Here is a 19,359-nt window from a genome sequence, read left to right on the forward strand (position 1 = left end):
TTTTTGACGGGGCTCCGGCCTTTTCCGGCTGTCAATATTGGTCGAAGATTTGGGCCGTACCGGTTCGCCAGACGAACCGGGAATCCGTAGAGGACAACCAGATGAATATTCACGAATATCAGGCCAAGCGCCTGCTTCACACCTACGGCGCGCCGATCGCCAATGGTGTGGCTGTCTATTCCGTCGAACAGGCGGAAGAATGGGCAAAGACGCTTCCTGGCCCGCTTTACGTCGTCAAGAGCCAGATCCACGCTGGCGGTCGCGGCAAGGGCAAGTTCAAGGAACTCGGCCCGGACGCCAAGGGCGGCGTGCGCCTCGCCAAGTCGGTTGAGGAAGTGGTTGCCAATGCGAAGGAAATGCTGGGCAACACGCTCGTCACCAAGCAGACCGGCCCTGCTGGCAAGCAGGTCAACCGCCTTTACATCGAAGACGGCGCCGACATTGATCGCGAGCTTTATCTCTCGATCCTGATCGACCGCACCGTCGGCCGTCCGGCTTTCGTCGTTTCGACCGAAGGCGGCATGGACATCGAAGCCGTTGCCGAAGAAACCCCTGAAAAGATCGTGACTGTCGCCATCGATCCGGCCAAGGGCGTAACGGATGAAGACGCCAACAAGCTCGCCGACGCGTTGAAGCTTGAAGGTCAGGCTCGCGAAGACGGCCTCAAGCTGTTTCCGATCCTCTACAAGGCCTTCACCGAAAAGGACATGAGCCTTCTCGAAATCAACCCGCTGATCGTCATGACCGATGGCCGCGTGCGCGTTCTCGACGCCAAGGTATCGTTCGACGGCAATGCGCTGTTCCGTCATCCTGACATTCAGGAACTGCGCGATTTGTCGGAAGAAGACGAAAAAGAAATCGAAGCTTCCAAATACGATCTCGCTTACGTCGCTCTCGATGGCAATATCGGCTGCATGGTCAACGGTGCAGGCCTTGCCATGGCAACGATGGACATCATCAAGCTCTACGGTGCAGAACCTGCCAACTTCCTCGACGTTGGTGGCGGCGCTTCCAAGGAGAAGGTGACGGCTGCGTTCAAGATCATCACCGCTGATCCGGCTGTCCAGGGCATTCTGGTCAACATCTTCGGTGGCATCATGAAGTGCGACGTGATCGCCGAAGGCGTGATCGCTGCGGTCAAGGAAGTCGGCCTGAAGGTTCCGCTGGTTGTCCGTCTTGAAGGCACCAATGTGGAACTCGGCAAGAAGATCATCAACGAGAGCGGCCTGAACGTTATTTCGGCTGACGATCTCGACGATGCGGCGCAGAAAATCGTCGCTGCTGTGAAGGGGAATTAAGGCATGTCCATTCTCGTCAACAAGGACACCAAGGTTCTCGTACAGGGCCTGACCGGCAAGACCGGTACTTTCCACACCGAACAGGCGCTTGCCTATTACGGCACGCAGATGGTCGGCGGTATCCATCCGAAGAAGGGTGGCGAAACCTGGGAAGGCTCGAAGGGCGAAAAGCTCCCGATCTTCGCAACCGTCGCCGAAGCCAAGGAACGCACGGGCGCCGACGCTTCCGTGATCTATGTTCCGCCAGCAGGTGCTGCCGACGCGATCATCGAAGCCATCGAAGCTGAGATTCCGTTCATCGTCTGCATCACCGAAGGCATTCCGGTCATGGACATGGTTCGCGTCAAGGAGCGTCTGGAACGCTCGAAGTCGCGCCTGCTTGGACCGAACTGCCCGGGCATCCTGACCCCTGAAGAATGCAAGATCGGCATCATGCCGGGCAATATCTTCAAGAAGGGTTCGGTGGGTGTTGTATCGCGCTCCGGCACGCTTACCTATGAAGCTGTGTTCCAGACCTCGAACGAGGGCCTCGGCCAGACCACCGCTGTTGGTATCGGCGGCGATCCGGTCAAGGGCACCGAGTTCATCGACGTCTTGGAAATGTTCCTGGCCGACGACGAAACCAAGTCGATCGTCATGATCGGCGAAATCGGCGGTTCGGCTGAAGAAGACGCGGCTCAGTTCCTCAAGGACGAAGCCAAGCGCGGTCGCAAGAAGCCGATGGTCGGCTTCATCGCTGGCCGCACCGCGCCTGCAGGACGCACCATGGGCCATGCCGGCGCCGTGATCTCCGGCGGCAAGGGCGGAGCGGAAGACAAGATTGCAGCCATGGAATCGGCTGGCATCCGCGTCTCCCCGTCGCCTGCGCAGCTCGGCAAGACGCTGGTTGAAGTCCTCAAGGGCTGAGACCGACTGAGTTTGAATATCCCGGCGGCGGCGAAAGCCGCTGCCGGGTTTGGCATAACAAAAACATACTGAAGCCGGATACCGGGCTTTAAGGGAATGGCAGGCATTCGCGGTCATTCTTCGGTGTCGAACAAATAGACCGGGTGGTTTTGACAATTGCGTCGGAACAGATCGCTCGGGTCGCGTAGAAACGAGTTTTGCCGGGGTCTGTTGTGGTTCCTCCCCGGCGGCGTGAGGGATGAAGGTTTCGGTATCTTCCGGCCCGCGCAGATGAGCTACTGACAAGGAGACGGAGCAAAGCTCCGGATTAGGTTATGGCAAGGCAAGAACAGGCCAACGACGTTTTCGCCCTTACCTCGTTCCTCTATGGCGGCAACGCCGACTATATCGAGGAGCTGTACGCCAAGTATGAGGATGATCCGAATTCGGTTGATCCGCAGTGGCGCGATTTCTTCGCGAAGCTGGGCGATAGTGCCGAAGATGTGAAGAAGAATGCGCAAGGCGCAAGCTGGACCAGAAAAAACTGGCCGATTGCCGCCAATGGCGAACTCGTCTCCGCTCTCGACGGTAATTGGGCCGAAGTCGAAAAGCACGTCACCGACAAGCTGAAGGGCAAGGCTGCCAAAGGCGACAGCAAGGCCGCCGCAGCGCTTTCCGCTGAAGAGATTGCACAGGCTGCACGCGACAGCGTTCGCGCCATCATGATGATCCGCGCCTATCGCATGCGCGGCCATCTGCATGCCAATCTCGATCCGCTCGGTCTCGCTGAAAAGCCGAACGACTATAACGAGCTGGAGCCGGAAGCTTACGGCTTCACGCCTGCAGACTACAATCGCAAGATTTTCATCGACAATGTGCTCGGCCTCGAATACGCGACCGTGCCGGAAATGCTCGACATTCTGAAGCGCACCTATTGCGGCACGATCGGCGTCGAGTTCATGCATATTTCCGATCCGGCTGAAAAGGCATGGATTCAGGAACGCATCGAAGGCCCGGATAAAAAGGTCGCTTTCACGCCGGAAGGCAAGAAGGCTATCCTGTCGAAGCTCATCGAAGCAGAGGGTTTCGAGCAGTTCATCGACGTCAAGTACAAGGGCACCAAGCGTTTCGGCCTCGATGGCGGTGAATCGCTGATCCCGGCGCTGGAACAGATCGTCAAGCGCGGCGGCCAGATGGGCCTTAAGGAAGTCGTGCTCGGCATGGCGCACCGTGGCCGCCTGAACGTGCTGTCCCAGGTCATGGGCAAGCCGCACCGCGCCATCTTCCACGAGTTCAAGGGCGGCTCCTACGCGCCGGACGATGTGGAAGGTTCGGGCGACGTGAAGTACCATCTTGGCGCTTCGTCGGACCGCGAGTTTGACGGCAACAAGGTTCACCTGTCGCTGACCGCCAACCCGTCGCATCTTGAAATCGTCAACCCGGTTGTCATGGGCAAGGCCCGCGCCAAGCAGGATCTGCTTGTCGGTCGCACCCGCGACGACATGGTGCCGTTGACCGAACGCGCCAAGGTTCTGCCGCTGCTGCTGCACGGCGATGCCGCTTTCGCCGGTCAGGGTGTGGTTGCCGAGTGCCTTGGCCTGTCGGGCCTCAAGGGTCACCGCGTCGGCGGCACGCTGCATTTCATCATCAACAACCAGATCGGTTTCACCACCAATCCGGCCTTCTCGCGTTCTTCGCCTTATCCGTCGGATGTGGCGAAGATGGTCGAAGCGCCGGTCTTCCACGTCAATGGTGACGATCCGGAAGCTGTGGTGTTCGCGGCCAAGGTTGCGATGGAATTCCGCATGACCTTCCACAAGCCGGTGGTCGTGGACATGTTCTGCTACCGTCGCTTCGGCCACAATGAAGGCGACGAACCGTCCTTCACCCAGCCGTTGATGTACAAGGAAATCCGCGCGCACAAGACGACGGTTCAGCTCTATAGCGACAAGCTGATTGCCGAAGGTCTGCTCACCCAGGCCGACGTCGACAAGATGCGCGCCGACTGGCGCGAAAAGCTCGAAATCGAGTTCGAAGCCGGACAGAGCTACAAGCCGAACAAGGCCGACTGGCTGGACGGCGCCTGGGCTGGTCTGCGCACGGCGGACAATGCCGATGAGCAGCGCCGCGGCAAGACCGGCGTTCCGATCAAGACGCTCAAGGAAATCGGCAAGAAGCTGGTTGAAGTGCCGCAGGACTTCCATGTCCACCGCACCATCCAGCGCTTCCTCGATAACCGCGCCAAGATGATGGAAACCGGCGAAGGCATCGATTGGGCAACCGCTGAATCGCTGGCATTCGGCACGCTGGTTGCGGAAGGCCATCCGATCCGCCTGTCCGGTCAGGACGTGGAACGCGGCACCTTCTCGCAGCGTCACACGGTTCTCTACGATCAGGAAAACCAGAACCGCTATATCCCGCTGAACAATATCCAGAAGGGGCAGGCGATCTACGAAGCCATCAACTCGATGCTTTCGGAAGAAGCGGTACTCGGCTACGAATACGGTTATTCGCTGTCCGATCCGCGTGCGCTGGTTCTCTGGGAAGCCCAGTTCGGCGATTTCGCCAATGGTGCGCAGGTCGTGTTCGACCAGTTCATCTCGTCGGGCGAGCGCAAGTGGCTGCGTATGTCCGGTCTCGTCTGCCTTCTGCCACATGGCTATGAAGGTCAGGGTCCGGAACATTCGTCGGCCCGTCTGGAACGCTATCTCCAGCTTTGCGCTGAAGACAATATGCAGGTTGCCAACGTTACGACGCCGGCTAACTACTACCATATTCTGCGCCGCCAGATGAAGCGCGACTTCCGCAAGCCGCTCATCATGATGACGCCGAAGTCGCTGCTGCGCCACAAGCGCGCCGTGTCCAGCCTTAGCGAACTGTCGGGCGATTCCTCGTTCCACCGTCTGCTGTGGGACGACGCGCAGTACAACAAGGGCGAAGAAGGCATCAAGCTTCAGAAAGACGCCAAGATCCGCCGTGTCGTGCTCTGCTCGGGCAAGGTCTATTACGATCTCTACGAAGAGCGTGAAAAGCGCGGCATCGACGATGTCTACCTGCTGCGCGTGGAACAGCTTTACCCGTTCCCGGCCAAGGCGCTCATCAACGAGCTGTCGCGTTTCCGTCATGCGGAAATCGTCTGGTGTCAGGAAGAGCCGAAGAACATGGGTGCGTGGTCGTTCATCGATCCGTATCTGGAATGGGTGCTGGCGCATATCGATGCCAAGCATCAGCGCGTCCGCTACACGGGCCGCCCGGCTGCCGCTTCTCCGGCAACCGGCCTGATGTCGAAGCATCTTGCGCAGCTTGAAGCTTTCCTTGAGGATGCGCTCGGTAACTGATCCGGGTTATAGTTCTGGAGCGGTTTTTCGAAACTGCTCCAGCCTGAATTGAACATAAAATCCAAAGTTTGAAGATCAACGGAAGAAGAAACCATGGCCACCGAAATTCGCGTTCCCACGCTTGGGGAGTCCGTTACTGAGGCAACCATCGGAAAATGGTTCAAGAAGGTTGGCGATGCCGTCGCCATCGACGAACCGCTGGTGGAACTGGAAACCGACAAGGTGACAGTGGAAGTTCCGGCTGCTGCTGCTGGCGTGCTGGCTGAAATCGTGGCCAAGGAAGGCGACACGGTTGAAGTGAACGCTCTGCTCGGCCAGATTTCGGGTGAGGGCGCTGCTGCCGCTCCGGCTCCGAAGAAGGAAGAAGCCAAGCCTGCCGCCGCCGCTGCTCCGGCTGCCGCTGCACCGGTTGCTTCCGCATCGTCCGGTCCGGCCATGCAGCCAGCTCCTGCCGCTTCGAAGCTTCTGGCTGAAAGCGGTCTTTCCGCCGATCAGGTCGATGGTTCGGGCAAGCGCGGTCAGGTCCTCAAGGGCGACGTTCTCGACGCTATTGCAAAGGGCGTGTCGGCTGCTCCGGCTGCTGCCCCAGTTGCTGCACGTCCGGCTTCGTCGGCTGACGACGCATCGCGTGAAGAACGCGTGAAGATGACCCGTCTGCGTCAGACCATCGCCAAGCGTCTGAAGGATGCGCAGAACACTGCCGCCATGCTGACGACCTATAACGAAGTCGACATGTCCGCAGTCATGGAACTGCGCACCAAGTACAAAGACGTCTTCGAAAAGAAGCACGGCGTGAAGCTTGGCTTCATGGGCTTCTTCACGAAGGCCGTCACCCATGCGCTGAAGGAAATCCCGGCTGTAAACGCCGAGATCGACGGCACCGACATCATCTACAAGAACTTTGCGCATGTCGGCATGGCTGTCGGCACCGACAAGGGTCTTGTGGTTCCGGTCATCCGCGACGCCGATCAGCTTTCGATCGCGGGCGTGGAAAAGGAACTGGGCCGTCTGGCCAAGGCCGCGCGCGATGGCACGCTTTCGATGGCTGACATGCAGGGCGGCACCTTCACCATCACCAATGGTGGCGTTTATGGCTCGCTGATGTCTTCGCCGATCCTCAATTCGCCGCAGTCGGGCATTCTCGGCATGCACAAGATCCAGGATCGTCCGGTTGTCGTCGGCGGTCAGATCGTCATCCGTCCGATGATGTATCTGGCTCTCAGCTACGATCATCGCATCGTGGACGGCAAGGAAGCCGTGACCTTCCTCGTTCGCGTCAAGGAAAGCCTGGAAGATCCGGAACGTCTGGTTCTCGATCTCTAAGCTGGAATTCAAAAAAAGCCGCCCGAACATGATCGGGCGGCTTTTCGGTCGGGTTTGCGAGAAACGGGATTTGCACGATGGAGTCGGGTCTTTTCTCCTCTTCGCCTTATCTGCCGCCCTACCTGCCACTTGTCGGCTGGAGCGTGGTTTTGCTGGTGGCGCATGTGCTGCTTCAGGCCATGACGGCGACGCGAGAACTCGGCACAGACTGGAATGCCGGTCCCCGCGATGAAGGACTGAAGCCTTCCGGCGCGATTGCCGGTCGTACGGAACGGGCATCCGCCAATTTCCGCGAAACCTATCCGGCTTTTATCGCGCTGGCGCTGGCTTTGACGCTGAAAAGCGATGCAGCGCAATGGGGCGTTTACGGGGCCTGGCTCTGGTTTGCCTGCCGTATTGTCTATATTCCGCTCTATCTGGCGGGCATTCCCTATATCCGGTCGCTGATCTGGGTCGGCTCGATGGTCGGACTGGGTGTCATGTTTCTGGCTTTGATTTTTTGATGGTTGCCTGCGCGGGTCTTCGCGCATAGTGCAGCAAAGGAAAAGCGATGCATCCCTATCTCTTCGAACTGGCCTCTCTGATGGCGATCTTCTTCTTTGCGATTGTTTCGCCGGGGGCTGATCTTGCCATGGTCATGCGTCAGTCACTGATGCATGGCCGCCGTGAGGCGATCATCACCAGTTTCGGCATCGGTAGCGCGCTGATGATGCATGTCACCTATACGGTTCTGGGTCTCGGCCTCATCATTTCTCAGTCGATCTATCTGTTCAACATCGTCAAATGGTGCGGTGTGGCCTATCTCGTCTATATCGGTATCAAGGCGCTGCGCGCTGGCGCGACGAAGATCGATGTCGAAAACGATGCGAAGGAGCCACGCAAGCAGCAGAGCTTTGCCAAGGCCTTCGGTCTCGGCTTTGCCGCCAACGCGCTCAATCCGAAAGCCGTGTTCTTCTTCCTGTCGATCTTCTCAACGGTCGTGCACGCGCATACGCCGACCGAAGTGAAGCTCGGTTACGGTGTTGTGATGGCAACCGCGCTGATCAGCTGGTTTATTGGCGTCAGCATTTTCATGACCACGTCGAAGATGCGCGCGGCCTTCTCGCGCGCTTCGAAATGGATAAATCGCACCAGCGGTGTTGTCTTCATCGCGCTGGGGCTTAAACTTGCGACCGAAAAGGCTATGTAAGAAGCAATTGATTTGCTGCCGGAAAAACTCAAGGAGAACCGACAGATGCATGTTGCAGTTAAGCTTCTCAGAATAACGGCCGCTTCGGTCGTTGCCGCATCGGTGTTCTCGACTGCGGTGCAGGCGGCCTGCACACAGAATCGCGGCATCTATCAGGATCGTGACGGCGCCTATACGCTGACGTTCCAGCCCTTGCAGTCGAACGATCTCAAGATGACGCCAGCGCCGACGAATGAATTCACCATCACGGCCAATGACAAGCCGGAATTCAAGCTGAGCGGCATGGTGATCTGGCCGGAAGAAGGTGTGGCGCGGCCTTATGCGCTCATCACCTATAATTGCAAGGGCGACGGCTCCAATGCGGAAGACCTCGATGATTGCAGCATCTGGCAGAGCGTCATCTATGCGCTGAAGGAAAGCGCGGAAGCTGATGTTCTGCCGAAGGCGGACGAACCAGCTGCGCAGGCCGTGCTGTTCCCCGATCTGGTGACGGCGCTCGACGGCTATGATTTTGGGGCGGCCAAACCGGAAAAGCCGCTTCAGTGGGAAGTGTTCCGCTTTCAGGGATGCACCCCGGATGAAAACTGACCGGCTGTTCTCACGAATGCCGGTCTCAAACTAAAAACGTTCAGGAAAGACTGAAAAGGGTAATTCAATGTCTTATGATGTGGTTGTCATCGGTACGGGCCCCGGCGGTTATGTCGCCGCAATCAAGGCCGCGCAGCTCGGTCTCTCGGTTGCCGTGGTGGAAAAGCGCAAGACCTTCGGCGGCACCTGCCTCAATGTCGGCTGCATTCCGTCCAAGGCGCTTTTGCATGCGTCGGAAGTGTTTGCCGAAGCTGGCCATTCCTTCGACACGCTGGGCGTGGAAGTCGGCAAGCCGAAGCTCAATCTGGAAAAGATGCTGGCCCACAAGGACGCGACCGTGAAGTCGAACACGTCGGGCGTGGAATTCCTGTTCAAGAAGAACAAGATCACCCCTTACATCGGCACCGGCAAGATCGTCGCCAAGGGCAAGGTTTCCGTGACCGCCGAAGACGGCAAGGTTGAGGAAATCGAAGCCAAGAACATCATCATCGCCACGGGTTCCGACGTCGCTGGTATTCCGGGCGTCAAGGTCGATATCGACGAGAAGACCATCGTGTCCTCGACCGGCGCTCTGTCCTTCGACAAGGTTCCGGGTCATCTGGTCGTTGTCGGCGGCGGTGTGATCGGTCTGGAGCTGGGTTCGGTCTGGGCGCGTCTCGGTGCGAAGGTCACGGTTGTCGAATATCTCGACAAGGTGCTGGGTGCGATGGACGGCGAAGTTTCCAAGCAGTTCCAGCGTCTGCTGGAAAAGCAGGGCATTGCCTTCAAGCTCAGCGCGAAAGTCACGGGCGTCGAGAAGTCCGGCAAGGGCGCAAAGGTCACCTTTGAGCCGGTCAAGGGTGGCGATGCGGAAGTGCTCGAAGCCGATGCCGTTCTGATCTCTACGGGCCGCCGTCCTTACACGGATGGTCTCGGCCTTCAGGAAGCAGGTGTCACTGTCGATGATCGCGGTCGCGTTGCGATTGACGATCATTGGCGCACCAATGTCGAAGGCATCTATGCCATCGGCGACGTGGTGCAGGGCCCGATGCTGGCGCACAAGGCCGAGGATGAAGGCATTGCCGTTGCCGAAATCATCGCCGGTCAGGCCGGTCATGTGAATTTCGACGTCATTCCAAGCGTCGTCTACACCCAGCCGGAAGTGGCTTCCGTGGGCAAGACCGAAGAAGAACTGAAAGCTGCCGGCGTTGAATACAAGGTCGGCAAGTTCCCGTTCACGGCCAATGGTCGTGCACGCGCCATGCTGCACACCGATGGTTTCGTGAAAATCCTCGCCGACAAGGCAACGGATCGCGTTCTGGGCGCACATATCCTCGGTTACAATGCCGGTGAAATGATCCACGAACTGGCCGTACTGATGGAATTCGGCGGTTCTTCGGAAGATCTGGCCCGCACCTGCCATGCGCATCCGACCATGTCGGAAGCCGTGCGCGAATCCGCTCTGGCGACCTTCGCCAAGCCGATCCATATGTAATCTCTTCGAGAGAGCATGCAGAAAGGCCCGCGCAAGCGGGCCTTTTTTTGGAAATCAGTTCTGGGCTGGCGGATTGGCAGGGGTTGCCGGGGCCGGTGTGGCCGGTTCGCTCTGCGTCGCGGGCGGTGGTGCCGCCGTGTCGGTTCTCGTGCCGTTATTGTAGAAGAAATAGCCGAGAATGATGATTGCAACGAGCAGAACAGCACCCAGAAGATAGCCGCTGCCGCCCCGTTGTGGCGGTGGCATGCCGGAAGGGTCCGACAGTCTCGGATCAGTATTCACCGGGTTTGTTCTGGGGTCGTTTCGCGGATCGAGGGGATCAACCATTGCGCGCTCCTCCAGTTTTCGCATGGGGCTTGCGCGGTATCCAGCCGTCACAAACCTTGTGTGGAGAGTGAACGCAGTCAAAAGCCGATTGTTCCGCAGCCACGCCGGAGCTAGAGCGCCGTCAGGCGATAGCCCTTGGCCCGCAGCAGTTCCACCACGCCTTCCTGACCCGGCAGATGCAGCGCGCCGATTGCAATGAAGACATTGCCTTTTTCCAGAAGCGGAACGGCGCGATCCGCCATGGTGTGGTTGCGGTCCGTGATCAGATATTTCTGGAACAGGTCGTAATCCTGATCGGACAATGCATCCGGCACGATCTGTCGCAGCGCGGGCATGATCATGCCAAGCTCGCCTTTCAGATAAAGTGCGGTCGTCGTCTCCATCGCGTCTTCGGACTTGTCGCCGTAATCGACCGTGGCGATCAGATTGCGAATATGAAAGTCGAGCGGAAGTTTTTCAGTCGCTTCGAACTGTTCGGCAGCCGTTTCCAGCCCCGCTATTTCGCGCCCTTCCGCCTTTGCATTGACGGCCAAAAATTCGTCAAGCGACTTTTCACCTTCGCTTTTGCGTTCGCGCTCGCATTCGGGCAGGGATAACAGCGTGGTCAGAACCCACGGCTTCATCTTGGCGACCGCATCGAGAATAATGCCGCGCTCGGCCAGTTTCTTTTCAATATCGTCGCGCCTGTCGGCAGGCAGATGCGATTTAAGCGTGCTGCCATCGGTGAAAAGCAGCAGTTCCGGGCGCTCCAGCTTCAGGCGCAGAAAGTTCTTCTGATCGAGAACATCGGTGGTTTCGATCACGACGGTTCCGGTCGAACGATAAGCCTCTTCGACAGGCTTCGGCAGGTCCAGCACGCGCGGATCGCTGAGATGAATCGTGCCGAACAGATAGGACGGCGCTACGCCGTCTTTTTCGATCCTCCAGAGGCGGCCCTGATGGTTGGGCGTTGCTTCGGCTTCCGCCTGCAATTTTTTCCAGAGGGCGGGATCGCTTTTCTCCACGCCATCGACGAGATTTGCGCCTCGAACGGAGCAGGCGGTGGCCTTTTCGTCAGCGCGGGCGGTGACGGACCCGGCGAAGACGGCGCATAGAAGAACAAGAAGCAGCTTTTTCATAAAGTGAATATAGGCGATCTTCCGCGATGTGAAAGGTGCCCGGTTCAGGCTCTCGGATGCGCCTTGTCATAGACTTCCAGCAAACGCTCCGTATCCACGCCGGTATAAATCTGCGTGGTGGACAGGCTGGCATGGCCCAGCAATTCCTGAATGGTGCGCAAGTCGCCGCCGCGACCCAGCAGATGCGTCGCGAAGGAATGGCGCAGTGCATGTGGCGTGGCGCTGTCGGGAAGGCCCAGCCCAGCGCGCAGCTTCTGCATTTCGCGCTGGATGATCGCGGCATGAAGCTCGCCGCCCTTCGCGCCGCGAAACAGCGGCTTGTCGGCGGAGAGATCATAGGGGCAGAGCGCGCGATATTGCGCGACGGCGCGGTGTATGATCGGCAGCAGAGGCACAAGGCGGGACTTATTGCCCTTGCCGGTTATGGTGATCGAAAGCGCGGAATTGTCGGATAGCGCGTCGCCTTTCAAGCCAAGCGCCTCGGAAATGCGCAAGCCGCAGCCATAGAGCAGGGTCAGCACGGCGGCGTTACGGGCGGCGATCCACGGCTCCTCGGCCATCTGGCCATCGGCTGCGACCACACGGCGGGCGTCGTCTGCGGTCAGCGGTTTTGGCAGCGATTTCGGCTGGCGGGGCGCGCGTATGGCACCGGCGCCAGCGGCATTGGCCAGTCCGCGTTTTTCCAGATGCCGCAGCAGCGAGCGCACACCAGCCAGACCGCGCCCGAGGGTTCGTGCGCCTGCGCCGTCATTGCGGCGGCTGGCGAGGAACGAGCGCAGATCGGCAACGCGCAAGGCGCTCACATCCTTCAGCGAGGGCGCTTCGCCCAGATGGCCGGTGAGAAAATTCAGAAACTGCCGCGAGTCGCGCTCATAGGCTTCGATGGTATTCTCGGAAAGACGGCGCGTATCTTTCAATGTCTTCAGCCATTCCTCACGCGCAGCCGCGAGGTCTGCACGGGCGGGAATCAGGAATTCGCCATTCATTGCCATCTTGAAATCTACCGGTTGAAGTTTCGGCAGACAGTTTGTCAGGCAGAGGTTACCGGCTGGTTGCCTTTGATGCTTCCATCGGCGACTTTGCTGAAACCGTGCATTTTTCTTGGCGTTTCGGTCTGAATTCGCTAAGCGATAGGCTAATCAGCAGCGCATATCGGTCCGACTGTCGGGACGATGCGCCCGAATCCAGATCAGGGGCAACCATGCCACGTCCAGAAAATCCGATCCAGCTTGCCATCGTCGGTGCCGCCCATGGCATTCGCGGCGAAGTCCGGATCAAGACATTCACCGAAGACCCGCTGTCTATCGGCGATTATGGCCTGCTCTATGATGAGCAGGGCAAGGGCTACGAAATTCTTGAAGCGCGGGCCGCCAAGACGGTGGTGATCGTGCGCCTCAAGGGCGTCAATGACCGCAATGCCGCCGAGGCGCTCAACGGCACGGCGCTCTACATCGACCGTTCGCAATTGCCGGACGACGATCTGGACGATGACGAGTTCTTCCAGACCGACCTGATCGGCCTCGCGGCCATCGATGCCGACGGCAAAAGCTATGGCATTGTCAGCGCGGTGTTCGATTTCGGCGGCGGCGACATCATCGAGTTGAGCGAGAAGGGCAAGCGCCCGATGCTCATTCCGTTTACCGAAGCGGCTGTGCCGGAGATTGATTTCGAAAAAGGCACCATTCTGGTGGAGCCTTTCGCGGCGGGCCTGATCGCCGATGAAGACGACAATCCGCTGAAGGGCGGCAATCAGCCCAAGAAGCGACCGAAGAAGTCATGACGGGCGAACTTTTCCATGCTTCGGTCCTGACGCTTTATCCGGAAATGTTTCCGGGGCCGCTTGGCGTTTCCTTGGCGGGCAAGGCGCTGGCCGAGGCGAAATGGCAGCTTGATACGGTGCAGATTCGCGACTTTGCCGAAGGCAGGCATCGCATGGTCGATGACACGCCGTCCGGTGGCGGCGCGGGCATGGTGATGAAGCCTGATGTGATTGCGCGGGCGCTCGATTCCGTTGCCGATGATCGCCCAATGCTGCTGATGACGCCGCGCGGTGCGCCGCTGATGCAAAAGCGCGTGCGCGAACTGGCAGCCGGTCCGGGCGCGATCATTTTGTGCGGTCGCTTTGAGGGCGTGGATGAACGTGTGATCGAAGCGCGTCATCTCGAGGAAGTGTCGATCGGCGATTATATTCTCTCGGGCGGCGAGACGGCGGCCATCGTGCTGCTGGATGCCGTGGTGCGCCTGTTGCCCGGCGTGATGGGCAATCAGCAATCGGGCGAAACGGAGAGTTTCGAGACCGGGTTGCTCGAACATCCGCATTATACGCGCCCGCAGGTTTGGGAGGAGCGTTCCATTCCCGATGTGCTGACATCCGGCAATCATGGCGCCATCGACAAATGGCGGCATGCTGAGGCCGAGCGGATTACCCGGGAGCGTCGTCCCGATCTCTGGGATGTCTATCAGGAGACGAAGCGCAAAAGCTGATCGAGCGCTTGAAAAGTATCGTCCCGCAGAAAAATGCCCGGTTTTCACCGGGCATTTCTGTTTCAGGCATGTTGCTTTGCGGATGCGCGAAGGGCAGCTTCCGGCTTGCGAAGCAGGTAATAGACCCCGCCGCCAATGCCGACCCCGAAGAACCAGCCATAGGTTCCCCACCAGTTCGGCAGAAGATTGGTGGCTATCGGCAGGACCGACGAGAACAGCGCGCCAATGGCAAAGGCGATGAAAGCCTTGACGTGCCAGCCGTTCTGGAAGCGGAATTCGCCATTTTCCTGATAGAGATCGGCGACATTCAGCTGTCCGCGACGCAGCAGATAATAATCGACCATCATGATCCCAAAGATCGGCCCCATGGTGGAGCCGAGGAAATTGACGAAATGCGCAGCGCCGGTTTCCCATGGTGCGAACGGATAGAGGATCAGCGCGATCAGCGCCGCGATAAAACCGCCGCGCTTGAAGGAAACCTTCTGCGGAAAGGTGTTCGAGAAATCAAAGGCGGCGGAAACGAAATTTGCCACCACATTGATGCCGAGCGTTGCGACGGTAAATGTCAGCGCGGCCAGCAATGCCAGGAACCAGCTGTCGAACTTGGCCGAAATCTGGTCGGGATGCAGCAGCACTTCGCCATAGACCGTGAAGGCGGCTGTGGTCGTGACACCGGCTACGAGGCAGAAGGCCAGAAGATTGACCGGCAGGCCCCAGAGATTGCCGCGCCGGAGTGCCGCCTCATCCTTGGCATAGCGCGAGAAGTCGCAGAAGTTGAGATAAAGCGCTGCGAAATAGGTGATCCAGGTGGCGGCAACCGCCGCCAGCGCCGCGATGGAACCCGGTTCGCCGGATACGCCTGCATCTCTTGTCTTCTCCAGCAGAATATCGCGCGGGATTTCGCTGCCGAAGGAGAATGTGCCTGCCTTGATGACCAGATAGATGGCGAGAATGAGCATCATGATCCAGACTGCCGGGCCGGCCCAATCCTGAAAACGGCGCACCGTTTCCATCCCGCGCTGGATGATCAAGAGCTGCGCCGCCCAGACGAGCACGTAGCAGATAACTTCAAGGGTCGAATGACCGAGCAAATGGCTGTTCTGGTGAAAAGCCAGCATGCTGTCATTGCGGATCAGCAGCGCAACAAGGGCGCCGGAAGCTGCCGCCGTCTGCGCGCCATACCAGAAACAGGCGACGACGCCGCGCACGAGGGCTGGGAAATTCGCGCCGAATGTGCCGAAGGAGGCGCGGGCCAGCACCGGAAAAGGCACGCCGGTCCGTACGCCCGCATTGCCGACGAGGCTCATCAGGAAGAAGATGACCAGAGAGCCGAGACCGATGGCAATGATGAAGTTCAGAAAACTGCCGCAAAGCAGGAAAAGACTTGCGGCAAGATAATAGCCCCAAAGACTATGGACGTCCGATGTCCAGACGTTGAAAATACTGAAGGCGCCCCATTTGCGCTCAACAGCCGGCGCCAGATCCTCATTATACAATGAGGGTGACGGTTGTTTGCTTGTCATATTGTCCCCATTTTAGCTTTATGCTTTATTCGATTGCTTGCATGCGCAGCCGTCATTTTTTGCAATATTTCTGACATAGACCATTGCGGCTGGCTATTAAAAATTCTGACAGGGCGTGACAAAACCCTCGAGATGCTGTATTGGCGCGTCTGTTCGGAAAAATCCGACATTGCGATGGCTCGTTCGGGCATAGCCCGGGACGTCCGTAAACCAATAAATGGTGTACCGCTCCTGCCTGATATCGAGGGCATAGCCGCAAGGCCAAGGATTGCTTGGCGGCAAGTGCAGAGCGCTCTGACTGTTTGAGAAGAACATAGAAGGAGTCAGACGATGACCGATATTATTCGTCAGCTTGAAGCCGAACAGGCAGCAAAGATCGAAGAAAAGCGCAAGCTTCCAGATTTCCAGCCGGGCGACACGGTTCGCGTTCAGGTTCGCGTGACCGAAGGTACGCGTACCCGCGTACAGGCCTATGAAGGCGTCTGCATCGCTCGTTCGGGCGCAGGCCTCAACGAAAACTTCACCGTCCGCAAGATTTCGTATGGCGAAGGCGTAGAGCGCGTATTCCCGGTTTACTCGCCGATCGTTGAAGGCGTTGAGCTGGTTCGCCGCGGTAAGGTCCGTCGCGCCAAGCTTTACTACCTGCGTGGCCTCACCGGTAAGGCTGCCCGTATTTCTGAAAAGAAAGACAACCGCACCAAGGCCGAGCGCGAAGCCGACAAGGCTGCCGCCGCTGCCGAAGCTGCCAAGACCGCTGCTGAATAAGTTTCAGCCAGAGATCTTTGAAAAAGGCGGCCTGTGGCCGCCTTTTTTATTTGCCAAACGCAATACGACGCATAATATCAGGCATAATTCCGCCTGCTTTACGCAAGATTGTTACTGCGACACCCTGTTGCGGTTTCAGTTTCTTGACGAAACGCAACGGCAGGTGCATATGACAGGCCAAATTAAGAACCGTTCAAAGGAACTCTCGCAATGAGCGCGCCGCGTACACTTTATGACAAGATCTGGGACGACCATGTAGTGGATCAGCAGGAAGATGGGACCTGCCTCCTTTATATTGATCGCCATCTTGTGCACGAAGTGACGAGCCCGCAGGCTTTCGAAGGCCTGCGCATGGCTGGCCGTCAGGTGCGCCATCCCGAGAAGACGCTGGCTGTGGTCGATCACAACGTGCCGACCTCGAAAGATCGCGTCAACGGCATCAAGAACGAAGAAAGCCGCATTCAGGTTGAAGCTCTCGCCAAGAATGCCGCGGATTTCAACGTCGAATATTATTCCGAGCGTGATCGTCGCCAGGGCGTCGTGCACATCGTCGGACCGGAGCAGGGCTTTACCCTGCCGGGCATGACGATTGTTTGCGGCGACAGCCACACCTCGACCCACGGTGCTTTCGGTTCGCTGGCGCATGGTATCGGTACGTCGGAAGTCGAGCATGTGCTCGCGACCCAGACGCTGATCCAGAAGAAAGCCAAGAACATGCTGGTGCGTGTTGAGGGCGAACTGGCTCCGGGCGTGACCGCCAAGGACATCACGCTCGCCATCATCGGCGAAATCGGCACCGCAGGCGGCACCGGTTACGTGATCGAGTATGCAGGCAGCGCCATTCGTTCGCTGTCGATGGAAGGTCGCATGACCGTCTGCAACATGTCGATTGAAGGCGGCGCACGCGCTGGTCTGATCGCACCGGACGAAACGACCTTCGCCTATGTGCAGGACAAGCCGCGCGCGCCGAAGGGCGAAGCGCTGGAACAGGCTATCGGCTACTGGAAGACGCTGCATTCGGATGAAGGCGCGCATTTCGACAAGATCGTCGAGCTGGATGCGGCCAAGATTTCGCCGGTCGTTTCTTGGGGCTCTTCGCCGGAAGACGTTGTTTTCGTCACCGACATCGTGCCGAATCCGGACGATATCAAGGATGAAACCAAGCGTGCATCCAAGTGGCGTGCACTGGACTATATGGGTCTGAAGCCGGGCACCAAGATGACCGACATCAAGATCGATCGCGTCTTCATCGGTTCCTGCACCAATGGCCGTATCGAAGATCTGCGCGACGCAGCCCGCATGGCCGCTGGCAAGAAGGTCGCCGATGGCGTCAACGCCATGATCGTGCCGGGCTCGGGTCTCGTGAAGGAACAGGCGGAAGCCGAAGGCCTCGACAAGATCTTCATTGAAGCCGGGTTCGACTGGCGCGAGCCGGGATGCTCGATGTGCCTCGCCATGAATGACGACCGCCTGAAGCCGGGTGAACGTTGCGCTTCGACCTCGAACCGCAACTTCGAAGGCCGTCAGGGCTTCAAGGGCCGCACCCATCTCGTGTCGCCTGCCATGGCCGCCGCAGCTGCCATTGCCGGTCATTTCGTGGACATTCGCGACTGGAACTAACGTGCCCAGACAACACTGAATAGAACAAGCCGCCGGAGCGATCCGGCGGCTTTTCTTTTATGCGCCGCCATGGGTAAGAAAAAAGCTTTGCTCTTATCCGCTTCTTCACGGTTTCCTCGCATATTCCATGTATAAGTAAGTGCTGCTAGATTAGCGCCTACTTTAGAGAAGCCGCTACGAACCAAAGCAGGCGGAATAGGCATTCATGGGCGGGGCCGATTTCATTCTCATCATCAACATGACCGTATCCGGTCTGTTTGCCTTCGCGTTTTTCGGCATTGCCGTTTATGCGAAAGGCAATGCCGCGGCGCGCGTCTTCGCGACGGGCTTCGTCTTTGCGATGCTCTACTTCCTCAGTGAGCTGGCGATGCCGTCCATGCCGAGCCCGCGCATCGGCTATATGCTCGCATTTGCAACCTATCTGATGACACTGGCTTGTCTCGTCATTGGTCTGGCGCGGATGTATTCTTCGCCCGTGCCGTGGAAGACGCTTGGCGCGCTGGCGTTTGTTTCGCTGGTGATGATCCATGCCATATACGGCATCGCGCGCAGCACCTTGCCCGGTATGTTCCTCTACCAGACGCCTTATTTTCTGACATTGGCGCTCGCCGTCTGGATCATCCTGCGCTCAAGCAGACGCGGGGCTGTCGATATGCTGATGGCCGTGCTTTTTGCCTTCAGTGCTGTGCATTTTCTCATGAAGCCGGTGCTTGCCAATGTGTCGGGCGGCGCGGGGGCTGAGCCGAACGATTATGTGAATACGGCCTATGCGCTTTTTGCACAGTCGATCGGGGCCGGCCTGTCGGTCGCGGCGGGACTTCTATTGCTATTGAGCCTGATGCGGGAACTGCTTTCGGACATGACCATTCGTTCCGAAACGGACGAGCTTTCGGCGCTGCTCAATCGCCGCGGCTTTGCGTTGCGGGCAGAGGCGGCCATCGAAAAATCGAAGCGGTCTCGACAGGCCCTGTCGCTGGTGGTTTGCGATATCGACTATTTCAAATTGATAAATGACAATTACGGCCACGCGCTGGGTGACCGTGTCATTGCAGCCTTTGCTGCCGAATTGCGCAAGACTGCCGTTGCCCGAGGCGGATTTGCGGCGCGTATGGGCGGCGAGGAATTTGCGGTCCTGCTGCCCGGCAACACCATTCAGTCGGCGTCTCGCTGTGCCGACGGTATGCGTCTGGCCTGCGGCACGATCCAGATACCGAGCAATCATGGCGATATCGATTTCACAGCCAGCTTCGGCGTTGCCGAAATGGAATTCGACGACATGTTTTCCGACCTCTACAAGCGAGCTGACGGTGCGCTTTATGAGGCGAAGAAGGGCGGTCGCAATTGCGTGCGCGCAGCCTCGCCCATTATCTCTGATGAGAATGTCGTGGAGTTTCGTCCGTCAGGCTCAGCCCGCACACGCGGATAAT

Annotated in this window: 17 protein-coding genes; 13 read left to right on the plus strand and 4 right to left on the minus strand. The window is 58.4% G+C overall.

Annotated elements, in window-relative coordinates; all coding sequences use genetic code 11:
• Positions 1-101: 101 nt before the first annotated feature.
• The 8 genes from sucC to lpdA all read left to right on the plus strand — a co-directional run bounded on the left by sucC (position 102) and on the right by lpdA (position 10,095).
• The gene (sucC, locus tag WIX40_RS14670) at positions 102-1,298 is read left to right on the plus strand and encodes an ADP-forming succinate--CoA ligase subunit beta (protein WP_109369970.1); all 1,197 of its coding nucleotides are present in this window, start codon (positions 102-104) and stop codon (positions 1,296-1,298) included.
• A gap of 3 nt (positions 1,299-1,301) precedes the next feature.
• Positions 1,302-2,204 carry a succinate--CoA ligase subunit alpha gene (gene sucD / locus WIX40_RS14675; RefSeq protein ID WP_104755057.1) on the plus strand — a complete coding sequence of 301 codons (903 nt, stop codon included), beginning with the start codon at positions 1,302-1,304 and terminating at the stop codon, positions 2,202-2,204.
• Between the two features lie 314 nt (positions 2,205-2,518).
• Positions 2,519-5,521 (plus strand): 2-oxoglutarate dehydrogenase E1 component, encoded by a 3,003-nt coding sequence (locus tag WIX40_RS14680; RefSeq protein WP_109369969.1) that lies wholly within the window; start codon positions 2,519-2,521, stop codon positions 5,519-5,521.
• 93 nt (positions 5,522-5,614) lie between these two features.
• The gene (gene odhB, locus WIX40_RS14685; RefSeq protein WP_109369968.1) at positions 5,615-6,844 is read left to right on the plus strand and encodes a 2-oxoglutarate dehydrogenase complex dihydrolipoyllysine-residue succinyltransferase; all 1,230 of its coding nucleotides are present in this window, start codon (positions 5,615-5,617) and stop codon (positions 6,842-6,844) included.
• Between the two features lie 77 nt (positions 6,845-6,921).
• Entirely contained in the window at positions 6,922-7,347 is a 426-nt protein-coding gene (locus WIX40_RS14690) for an MAPEG family protein (RefSeq protein WP_339440419.1), read from the plus strand.
• 47 nt (positions 7,348-7,394) lie between these two features.
• Positions 7,395-8,033 carry a LysE family translocator gene (locus WIX40_RS14695; RefSeq protein ID WP_339440421.1) on the plus strand — a complete coding sequence of 213 codons (639 nt, stop codon included), beginning with the start codon at positions 7,395-7,397 and terminating at the stop codon, positions 8,031-8,033.
• Positions 8,034-8,078: 45 nt separating this feature from the next.
• Positions 8,079-8,621, plus strand: a complete 543-nt coding sequence (locus WIX40_RS14700) for a hypothetical protein (RefSeq protein WP_109369965.1) — start codon at positions 8,079-8,081, stop codon at positions 8,619-8,621.
• A 67-nt stretch (positions 8,622-8,688) separates the two neighbouring features.
• Positions 8,689-10,095 (plus strand): dihydrolipoyl dehydrogenase, encoded by a 1,407-nt coding sequence (gene lpdA / locus WIX40_RS14705; RefSeq protein ID WP_140026420.1) that lies wholly within the window; start codon positions 8,689-8,691, stop codon positions 10,093-10,095.
• A 54-nt stretch (positions 10,096-10,149) separates the two neighbouring features.
• Here lpdA and WIX40_RS14710 read toward each other — a convergent pair whose 3' ends face one another.
• From WIX40_RS14710 to WIX40_RS14720, 3 genes are all read right to left on the minus strand, one after another.
• A complete protein-coding gene (locus WIX40_RS14710; protein ID WP_171317094.1) occupies positions 10,150-10,422 on the minus strand; it encodes a hypothetical protein in 273 nt (90 codons plus the stop codon).
• Between the two features lie 110 nt (positions 10,423-10,532).
• Positions 10,533-11,540 carry a TraB/GumN family protein gene (locus WIX40_RS14715; protein ID WP_339440424.1) on the minus strand — a complete coding sequence of 336 codons (1,008 nt, stop codon included), beginning with the start codon at positions 11,538-11,540 and terminating at the stop codon, positions 10,533-10,535.
• Between the two features lie 44 nt (positions 11,541-11,584).
• Positions 11,585-12,532: a tyrosine recombinase XerC gene (locus WIX40_RS14720; RefSeq protein WP_171317098.1), complete on the minus strand. Its 948-nt coding sequence runs from the start codon at positions 12,530-12,532 to the stop codon at positions 11,585-11,587.
• 209 nt (positions 12,533-12,741) lie between these two features.
• Between WIX40_RS14720 and rimM the strand changes: the two genes are divergently transcribed.
• A complete protein-coding gene (gene rimM, locus WIX40_RS14725) occupies positions 12,742-13,320 on the plus strand; it encodes a ribosome maturation factor RimM (protein WP_109370331.1) in 579 nt (192 codons plus the stop codon).
• On the plus strand, positions 13,317-14,024 hold the full coding sequence (gene trmD, locus WIX40_RS14730; RefSeq protein ID WP_339440427.1) for a tRNA (guanosine(37)-N1)-methyltransferase TrmD: 708 nt from the start codon (positions 13,317-13,319) through the stop codon (positions 14,022-14,024). Before rimM ends, trmD begins: the two co-directional genes overlap by 4 nt.
• Positions 14,025-14,086: 62 nt before the next feature.
• On the opposite strand, the gene WIX40_RS14735 is transcribed toward trmD, so the two are convergent.
• A complete protein-coding gene (locus WIX40_RS14735; RefSeq protein ID WP_339440429.1) occupies positions 14,087-15,547 on the minus strand; it encodes an NCS1 family nucleobase:cation symporter-1 in 1,461 nt (486 codons plus the stop codon).
• 330 nt (positions 15,548-15,877) lie between these two features.
• Here WIX40_RS14735 and rplS point away from each other — a divergent pair, with 330 nt between their 5' ends.
• The 3 genes from rplS (at position 15,878) to WIX40_RS14750 (ending at position 19,358) form a co-directional block, all read left to right on the plus strand.
• On the plus strand, positions 15,878-16,312 hold the full coding sequence (rplS, locus tag WIX40_RS14740) for a 50S ribosomal protein L19 (RefSeq protein WP_109369958.1): 435 nt from the start codon (positions 15,878-15,880) through the stop codon (positions 16,310-16,312).
• Positions 16,313-16,522: 210 nt separating this feature from the next.
• Positions 16,523-17,932, plus strand: coding sequence for a 3-isopropylmalate dehydratase large subunit (gene leuC, locus WIX40_RS14745; RefSeq protein WP_121536786.1), 1,410 nt, complete (start codon positions 16,523-16,525; stop codon positions 17,930-17,932).
• A gap of 205 nt (positions 17,933-18,137) precedes the next feature.
• Complete coding sequence (locus WIX40_RS14750) at positions 18,138-19,358, plus strand: GGDEF domain-containing protein (protein WP_109369956.1); 1,221 nt, start codon at positions 18,138-18,140, stop codon at positions 19,356-19,358.
• Position 19,359: the final 1 nt, after the last annotated feature.

This window comes from Ochrobactrum teleogrylli (assembly GCF_037482325.1).
Taxonomy (GTDB): domain Bacteria; phylum Pseudomonadota; class Alphaproteobacteria; order Rhizobiales; family Rhizobiaceae; genus Brucella; species Brucella teleogrylli.

Coding starts and splice junctions, on each gene's coding strand:
- sucC (WP_109369970.1), top strand. CDS start 102: ATGAATATTCACGAATATCAGGCCAAGCGCCTGCTTCACACCTACGGC.
- sucD (WP_104755057.1), top strand. CDS start 1,302: ATGTCCATTCTCGTCAACAAGGACACCAAGGTTCTCGTACAGGGCCTG.
- WIX40_RS14680 (WP_109369969.1), top strand. CDS start 2,519: ATGGCAAGGCAAGAACAGGCCAACGACGTTTTCGCCCTTACCTCGTTC.
- odhB (WP_109369968.1), top strand. CDS start 5,615: ATGGCCACCGAAATTCGCGTTCCCACGCTTGGGGAGTCCGTTACTGAG.
- WIX40_RS14690 (WP_339440419.1), top strand. CDS start 6,922: ATGGAGTCGGGTCTTTTCTCCTCTTCGCCTTATCTGCCGCCCTACCTG.
- WIX40_RS14695 (WP_339440421.1), top strand. CDS start 7,395: ATGCATCCCTATCTCTTCGAACTGGCCTCTCTGATGGCGATCTTCTTC.
- WIX40_RS14700 (WP_109369965.1), top strand. CDS start 8,079: ATGCATGTTGCAGTTAAGCTTCTCAGAATAACGGCCGCTTCGGTCGTT.
- lpdA (WP_140026420.1), top strand. CDS start 8,689: ATGTCTTATGATGTGGTTGTCATCGGTACGGGCCCCGGCGGTTATGTC.
- WIX40_RS14710 (WP_171317094.1), bottom strand. CDS start 10,422: ATGGTTGATCCCCTCGATCCGCGAAACGACCCCAGAACAAACCCGGTG.
- WIX40_RS14715 (WP_339440424.1), bottom strand. CDS start 11,540: ATGAAAAAGCTGCTTCTTGTTCTTCTATGCGCCGTCTTCGCCGGGTCC.
- WIX40_RS14720 (WP_171317098.1), bottom strand. CDS start 12,532: ATGGCAATGAATGGCGAATTCCTGATTCCCGCCCGTGCAGACCTCGCG.
- rimM (WP_109370331.1), top strand. CDS start 12,742: ATGCCACGTCCAGAAAATCCGATCCAGCTTGCCATCGTCGGTGCCGCC.
- trmD (WP_339440427.1), top strand. CDS start 13,317: ATGACGGGCGAACTTTTCCATGCTTCGGTCCTGACGCTTTATCCGGAA.
- WIX40_RS14735 (WP_339440429.1), bottom strand. CDS start 15,547: ATGACAAGCAAACAACCGTCACCCTCATTGTATAATGAGGATCTGGCG.
- rplS (WP_109369958.1), top strand. CDS start 15,878: ATGACCGATATTATTCGTCAGCTTGAAGCCGAACAGGCAGCAAAGATC.
- leuC (WP_121536786.1), top strand. CDS start 16,523: ATGAGCGCGCCGCGTACACTTTATGACAAGATCTGGGACGACCATGTA.
- WIX40_RS14750 (WP_109369956.1), top strand. CDS start 18,138: ATGGGCGGGGCCGATTTCATTCTCATCATCAACATGACCGTATCCGGT.